Source organism: Corallococcus terminator, from assembly GCF_003611635.1.
In the GTDB taxonomy this organism is placed as follows: Bacteria; Myxococcota; Myxococcia; order Myxococcales; family Myxococcaceae; genus Corallococcus; species Corallococcus terminator.
In genome coordinates, this window is sequence record NZ_RAVZ01000427.1 from 1 (window position 1) to 7,032 (window position 7,032).

Consider the following 7,032-nt stretch of genomic DNA (forward strand, 5'->3'; position numbering starts at 1 on the left):
GGGAATCCCCACGCCCGGGCCTCCCTCCCCCCTTGTCGACGCGTCGACCGACACGTCGTTCGACACACCCTCCCGGGTCTCCAACCTCCGTCACGCAGCCCCAGGAAGAGTCAAAGCCAGACCGCGAACCCCACCCACGGGCCTGGCGCGTCCCTCACCAGGGAGTGCCGGTCCGGCGCATCCCTCCGGACACGGTAATTTTACGCGGCCGCCAGATTCGCCCGCTCTCATGAATTGATAATCACTGGAAGGCTCGTCCATCCCAGCAATGGCGACAGTATTCACGCGTAGTGAAGACGGCTCCAGGCGCAGGGCACAGGGAGTGCCTTCGCGGGAGTCCTCAAGGGGAGAGCACCGTGAAGACTGTTCGTTGGGGTGTCGCAGCGCTGGTGATGTTCGTCGTGGGATGCGGTCCCGTGGAGGAGAGCGTCCCGGCCGAGGAACCCGCCGTCCAGGAAGCAGGGCTGGCCCTGGCCTGTGCGAATTCGCTGGGCTGCCGTGACTCCTGTTACTGCCAGGCGGGCTTCTGCGTTCCGGATGGCTTCGGTCCGCCCCCGCCCGAAGGGCACTGCGAGACGCCACCCGTGCGCGCCTGCACCACGGGCTCCGACTGTGCTTCCGGCTGCAACTGCGTGGGCAGTGTCTGCGTCAACGACGGGTTCAGCCCGCCCGCCAACTGCCTGGTGGCGCCTCCGGACTCCTATGAGAGCGACAACACGCACACCTCCGCCTCGTCCTACATGGGCACGCCGCAACTCAAGCACACCTCCCACCGCGCGGGTGACGCGGACTGGGCGCTCGTGGCCACGCCGGTGAACCAGGTGATGACGGTGGAGGCCTACAACCTGCGCAACGCCCCCCAACTGCGCGTGGAGATCTACGCCTACAACTACGCCACCCGCACGTTGGGCGCGCTGCTGGCCTCTACCCAGACGACCGTCTGCTCGCAGATCACCCCCTCCTGCTTCATCTACCGGACGACGGCCAACGTCACCGCGGGCAGCGTCTACGCGGTGAAGGTAACGGACCGGCGCACCGTTCCGAGCGGGAGCGACTGGCGGCCCACCCCGGGGTATGACCTGAAGATGTACTGAGCACGGTCAACTCCAGACATCCGGGGCCCGGCGTCTTGCGTTCCACTGACGCCGGGCCTTCTTTGACAGAGGTCGCCGACGGATGAGGCGCGGCCTCACGAGGGGGCGTGGGAGGAGGGGCTGGTCACCCCAGAAATTCTGAAGTACAAAATTCCATGGAAGGTATTCGTTGGTTCGCGCTTGCGCTCCTGATCCTGTTTGCCGGCTACACAGTCCATGCCAGTCGGACAGAATCGTTTTGGAAGTCTCTAAAGACAGTTCTCGCGCTGAAATGGGGCCGCCAGGTAACAATCGATCTTTATCTGGGGCTCTTCTTGTTCAGCTTCTTCATCTATCTCAACGAGGGTTCGATACTTCTTGCAGTGGCCTGGTTGATTCCGACCCTGCTCCTGGGGAACATCGTCCCACTGATATATTTCGTGGTGAACTTCCACTCCCTGGTCAGCCACTTCATCTGAGCCGCGACCCAGTGTCTGGAGGAGAGGCAACGACGCAATGGACGCCCTGCGGAAGGGGCGGGCAGATGCAGCGGGAGCGAGTGGCCACGGCAAGCAGGCTGGCCGCGCAGCCCACCTGTCGACGCAAGCGGCGCTCCCACACTCAGCGGCGGAGTGGTGCCTCGTCGGCCGTGCCGTCGATGACGCGCTTCGCGATGGTGAAGGAGAAGCCCGCGCGTGCAAGCGCCGCCAGGTCGCGCTGGCGATTGTCCGCGCGCGTGCTGGCGTCGCGACGGAAGGGGCCCAGCCGCTTCTTGCGCGCCCAGATGAGGGCCGCGGCGTCCTCGGACACATCCTGGGTGGCCTCCGCCACCTTCTGCTGCACCAGTTCCTGGGCCACGCCCTTCATGCGCAGCTTCTGGGTGATGACCCGCGCGCTGCGGCCCGACGCGCGCAGCGAATGCGCCTTCGTCTCCGCGTAGGCCCCGTCGTTGATGAGGTTGTTGCGGATGAGCTTCTGCGTCAGCGCCTCCACCCAACCCACCGCCTCCGCGCGGTCACCGCCGTGGAACTTCACTGAACGGTCCACCCGGCGCATCAGCACGCGCTTGAGCTGGCTCACGGTGGCCGCGTAGCGCTTGAGGTAGTGCAGCGCGGCGTTCTCCAGGTAGCGCGCCGACACCTTCCGGGGCGGCTTCGGCTTGCGCGGTTCCCGGCGGCGGTCGCCGTCCCTGTCGGTTGGATCATCCATGGCACCACCCGGTCTACCACCGGGGTCCGACCCATGGGGCCACGTCTGGCGCCCCCACGACACGCCCTGGCAGGGCCCGTCCCGTCGCCTGCCTGTCTCACCCCGTGGGCGAGCGCACCGTGGGCGGGGGCTCCACGGGGATGCGGACCAGCAGGTAGGGAGGCTTGCGTCGCTCCTGTCCCCCATTGAAGTCGGGCAACCGGTTCCACTGTCCCAGCGTCACGTAGACGTGGTGCGCGTCGACGAAGATGCCGTCGGGCCACACGAAGCGAGCGTCGTGCGCCAGCCGCTCGAAGGTGCCATCCGGGGCCCGGCGCAGGATGGCGTCGTGTTCGAAGTCGGTGGTGTACAGCCGCCCCTGCGCGTCCTCGGCCAGGCCGTCCGCGGCGCCCTTCTCGCCTTCGTCACGCACGGAGGCGGCCACCTGAGCGTCGGAGGCGGCGGGGTTGGCCAGCACGTCGGTGGGGACACTGTAGAGCCGGTGGCTGCTCAGGGGCGCGTAGTACAGCCGCCGGCCGCCCTCGCCCAGCGCGAGCCCGTCCACGCCGCCCACGGGGAACGTGGGGTGCCGGGGGTCGTACTTCAGCGCGCGGCCCTCCAGCACGGTGAGGAAGCCCGGGTCGGGCTGGGTGGACGGGTGGGTGGCCAAGACGCGCCGCTGCCGTCCGGAGGCCAGGTCCACCACCACCAGCGCGGGCGTGGTGCCAAACGAGGAATCGGACACGTAGGCCGTCCCCTTCGCGCCGTGTCCCAGGTCCACGCGCAGGTCGTTCATGTGGCTGTCGGGGCGCAGCGCGGGCGCCTTCAGCGGCACGCTGGCGATGACCCGGTTCGTCTTCGGGTCAATGCCGACGACCTTCGCGCCGCCCTCCGGGATGTCATGGCCATGGCGCTTGCCATCGTCGATGACCCACAGCCGTCCCAGCCGGTCCACTGTCATCCCATGCACCGACAGCAGCCGCTCCGCCGGGGGCGCGTCGGACGGCAGGCTCATGGCGCTGGAGGGATAGGGGAAGAGCCGTCCCCCCTTCAATTCCGCGAGCGTGGCGCTCGCGTGGTCGTCCGCGTGGCGGGGGAAGCCCACGAAGATGCGGCCCTCCGGTGTCACCGCGATGCCGGACGGCCCCGGCCCCTCCATGCGCGCCAGCACCTCCACGGAACCGGAAGGCGCGGTGCCGGGGTCGGCGGTGTCGGTCTGCGCGCGGGCCACCGGGCCTCCCGCCATTCCGGCGAGCACGGTGACCATTGGCAGCAGCGGGATGGAGAACCAGGACACGGTGGGCTCCTTTGCGGAAGAGGGCGTGACGAAGGCATGGCGTGACCTGGCCACACGGCGACCCTCCCGGTGACATCATGTGCACCTCCCGTCCCCCCGGCCCGCCCGGTCGCCCGCTTCACGGCGCGGGCTCCGCCCGGGAGCCGGCCCCGAGATGAATCGCAGGGCTTCAAGCGCGGCGTGGAGGTCGTTGCCCCACACCACACGGAAAGGGCGTGGCCGCCTGCCTCATCAGCTCACTTTCTTCTTACGACGTACCGAGGAGGCCCCACGCTTCTGCGTCTTCGCGAGGGCTGCCTCGCCGGGCGTCGACACCACCTTGCGTCGCTTGCCCCCTATCGTGGACTTCTTCGCCCGAGGCTGTACCTCCTTGAACGCTTGGAAGCGCCTTCGAACGAAGTACATGGCGTTCATCAGCGCGTCGACGGGTCCCACTCCGTAGGAGTAGTAGATGCCATCCGTCACGTGTTCGAAGAGGATCGGGCAATACCAATCCTTCTTGTCCGCGAGCGGCGCGGGGCGGCCAATCGTGACCCGCGAGGTTCGCCGTGTTCCATCCCGGATCTCGTAGGACCAGTGGTCATCCGCGATCGGATCATCAATCGCGGCAAGCTTGGGACGCCAGTCCTTCACGCTACCTCCTCAGGGTCCCGCGCAGTCCGCAGAGCCGTCGCACTCATAGATCGCGCTGCACATGCCCCTGCAGGCTTGCTTGGTACCTTCTGCCGCAGCCCAGCAAAGTGCCTTCTTTCGCGTGTCCCGAAGGCGCCTGCAATAGTCCTTGAGGACCTCACCACCCGCCTCACATGCATCCAGGCACCCTTGTTTGTTCTCGGGGGACTCAAGGTCCTGGACTGGCTTGGATGGGGCAGGCTGTGACGGGGGCGGACACCCTTCAGGGTTCAGCGCGCAAAAGCTTCCGGGGCCGCGGGGATAATCCGCGAACACCGCAGGCGCCCTCTTGAGTTGGAGATCCGCCCCCGCGCAGGCCAGAACGCAACCCAATGCTCCCAGGTAGGCCAGCCTCAACCCGTTGCGTGGTGGACCTGATTGTTCCAATGGGCGTTCCATCACGTGGACTCCCCGGCACACCATCGAAAGTCGAGGCACCTGGGAGGTGAGCTTACGACTTCCAAGGTATGGCAATTCATCTGCGATGCAGGAGTGTGACTCAGCAGACGGCGCCACGAAACACGCTCAATCGACCCGCGCAGGCCGCACCCGCCCCCAGCGCAGAGCGCGGACCGGACGGACGGCGTTGCTCTCAGAAGAGGCGCATGAACTCCCCCTCCCGGAAGTCGGGTAGGCCGCCCTCCCACCCGTCCGCGACACACCGTGAGGAAAAACACGGGGCGGGTGTCGATTCCGCCGCCCATCCTTCGTCGCGCCGGTAGACCCACGAATCCCCCCAGGAGGTATCCCATGCGCTTCATGCTCATCCCCAGGCCGTCCACCCCAGAACCCACGCCCGCGCCGGCCGACGCGCCCTTCGACGAGGCCGTCTTCATCGCGCAGATGAAATTCAACGAGGAGATGCACGTGGCCGGCGTGCTCGTCGCCTCCGAGGGCCTCAGCGCGTCCTCCGCCGGTGCGCACGTCGTCTTCAAGGGCGGCAGGTCCGACGTGAAGGACGGCCCCTTCACCGAAACGAAGGAGCTCATCGGCGGCTTCTACGTGCTGGAGGTGAAGTCGAAGGAGGAGGCCATCGCCTGGGCCCGTCGCTACCCCGGCGGTATGGGCAACGATGACGTGATGGAGGTCCGCCCCCTCACCGGGTCCGACGACATCCCGGCGGAGTTCCTGGAACTCATCAGGAAGGCCGCGCCCACCTGGAGCCAGTCCTTCGAAAAGAAGTCCTCGTAACAATCCCCCTGTAACAGTGTTGTCACCGGGGCCCCGCCCGCCCCTGTCAGCCGGACGTGCTATGCGGCGCTTCCCCACCCCGGAGGCTCCGCCATGAATCCCCGTTCACTCGGACTCGCATGTCTTGTCGCATTTGCCGCTCCCGCCTGTAGCGGCCCCACCGAAGCGCCCACGGACGCCGTCGAGTCCGTGGAGACGACGGGCACCAGCACCGCCGCCGCCACGGTGGAGCGCCTCTACGCCACCGAGGCGTCGCTCACGCTGAGCTTCGAAACGCTGGGCACCTTCGAGACGCGCAACGGCGTGCGCTCGCTCATCCTCCACGCGACGGCGAACCGCTACCTGAGCAACGTGTTCAGCTACGTGCCCGACGACGCGTTCGGCCAGGCGAACATCATCAGCGAGCGCCGGCTGGAGGTGGTGCTCCCGGAAGGCCACGAGCTCAACTCGGTGCTGGCCGGCCTGCCCCTGTTCGTGACGGTGGACACCTTCACCGGCACGCCCACGCACTACACCGCGCGCATCGAAGTGGCCCCGCGCTTCTATGACTTCCGCGGCTCCAACGCGGTGTGGGTGTCGGAGAACGTCACGCCCTATTACGTCGTGAACGGCCTCCAGTCGCTCGTGTACCGGGGCAACGTGGACGCAGCGGCCAGCGCCCTCACCGTCACCGCGCCGGACGGCATCCCCGCCGTGGGCAACGTGGACGCGGACAGCTTCAAGCTGGACTGGAGCTACGACACGCTGAAGCAGGCCATGGACCCGCACACCACGCCGCTCACCTTCACGGCGGCGCTCAACGCGGGCGGAACGGCGCAGAAGACGGGCCGGCTCGTCGGCCGCGTCACCAGCCTCGCGCTCACCACCGGGGATGCGTACGACGTCTGGCCGTCGCCCTCGTGCCAGCCCGCCACCTACGACTGCGTGCAGAACCAGCCTTCCGGCACGACGGACTTCTCCGCGTGCGGCACCTACCGCCAGGTGACGCGCTGCCTGTACGTCTCCAACGCGTGTGACGTGGGCTCGCCCCAGCCGCTGTCGCTGACGTCCATCAACGCCTCCGCGCTGGAGCCCGCGCGCGTGACGTGGAACGTCGGCTCCAACAACGGCGCGTGGCATGGCCTGTCCCCCATCACCGCGTTCCGCACGCCGTCGTGCCCCACCACGACCCCCACCATCCAGGGCGTGGTCGCGAAGGTCGCGGAGCAGGACCAGTCCTTCCCGGACCCCACGGGCGGCACGTACACCAACCGCGCGGGCCTGTCGCAGAGCGTCCTCTTCACGTCGAACTACTACGGCGACGGCGCGGCGCTGCTCCAGGCGATTGACGCCTTCGCGGGTGGCGGCGACGTGCAGGCGTGGCTCTACACCCAGGGCGTGTCCTGCCATAACTGCCACGAGTTCGACACGCGCGCCGTCCTCTACTACCCGGCCACGCGCAAGGTCGTCGTGCTCGACGGCTACTACGGCTACGACTCCTGAGTTGAAGCACCCGGACCGCCTGCTTCGCCGCGTCTGAAGCAGCACCCCCTCCTGTCCTCCACGGCAGGAGGGGGTTCCCCGGCCACTCCGCGCTCCACACCGTCCATCCTGGGACGCGCAGGCCCACCC

The 7,032-nt window shown here is 67.7% G+C and carries 7 protein-coding genes; 4 read left to right on the forward strand and 3 right to left on the reverse strand.

Annotation, left to right across the window (positions count from 1 at the left end; genetic code table 11):
• Positions 1–356 precede the first annotated feature (356 nt).
• Positions 357–1,094 carry a hypothetical protein gene (locus tag D7V88_RS36920; protein ID WP_147449028.1) on the forward strand — a complete coding sequence of 246 codons (738 nt, stop codon included), beginning with the start codon at positions 357–359 and terminating at the stop codon, positions 1,092–1,094.
• A 155-nt stretch (positions 1,095–1,249) separates the two neighbouring features.
• Positions 1,250–1,552 carry a hypothetical protein gene (locus D7V88_RS36925; protein ID WP_120545271.1) on the forward strand — a complete coding sequence of 101 codons (303 nt, stop codon included), beginning with the start codon at positions 1,250–1,252 and terminating at the stop codon, positions 1,550–1,552.
• Positions 1,553–1,694: 142 nt separating this feature from the next.
• Here the strand turns inward: D7V88_RS36925 and D7V88_RS36930 are convergent, their stop codons facing one another.
• The 3 genes from D7V88_RS36930 to D7V88_RS36940 form a co-directional block, all read right to left on the reverse strand.
• A complete protein-coding gene (locus D7V88_RS36930; RefSeq protein ID WP_120545272.1) occupies positions 1,695–2,282 on the reverse strand; it encodes a regulatory protein RecX in 588 nt (195 codons plus the stop codon).
• A gap of 97 nt (positions 2,283–2,379) precedes the next feature.
• Positions 2,380–3,558 (reverse strand): L-dopachrome tautomerase-related protein, encoded by a 1,179-nt coding sequence (locus D7V88_RS36935; protein WP_208726699.1) that lies wholly within the window; start codon positions 3,556–3,558, stop codon positions 2,380–2,382.
• A 231-nt stretch (positions 3,559–3,789) separates the two neighbouring features.
• Entirely contained in the window at positions 3,790–4,191 is a 402-nt protein-coding gene (locus D7V88_RS36940; protein ID WP_120545273.1) for a hypothetical protein, read from the reverse strand.
• A 789-nt stretch (positions 4,192–4,980) separates the two neighbouring features.
• On the opposite strand from D7V88_RS36940, the gene D7V88_RS36945 reads away from it, so the two are divergent.
• Together D7V88_RS36945 and D7V88_RS36950 are read left to right on the forward strand one after the other, a co-directional pair.
• Entirely contained in the window at positions 4,981–5,421 is a 441-nt protein-coding gene (locus tag D7V88_RS36945; RefSeq protein WP_120545274.1) for a YciI family protein, read from the forward strand.
• 93 nt (positions 5,422–5,514) lie between these two features.
• Complete coding sequence (locus tag D7V88_RS36950) at positions 5,515–6,903, forward strand: hypothetical protein (protein ID WP_120545275.1); 1,389 nt, start codon at positions 5,515–5,517, stop codon at positions 6,901–6,903.
• Positions 6,904–7,032 lie beyond the last annotated feature (129 nt).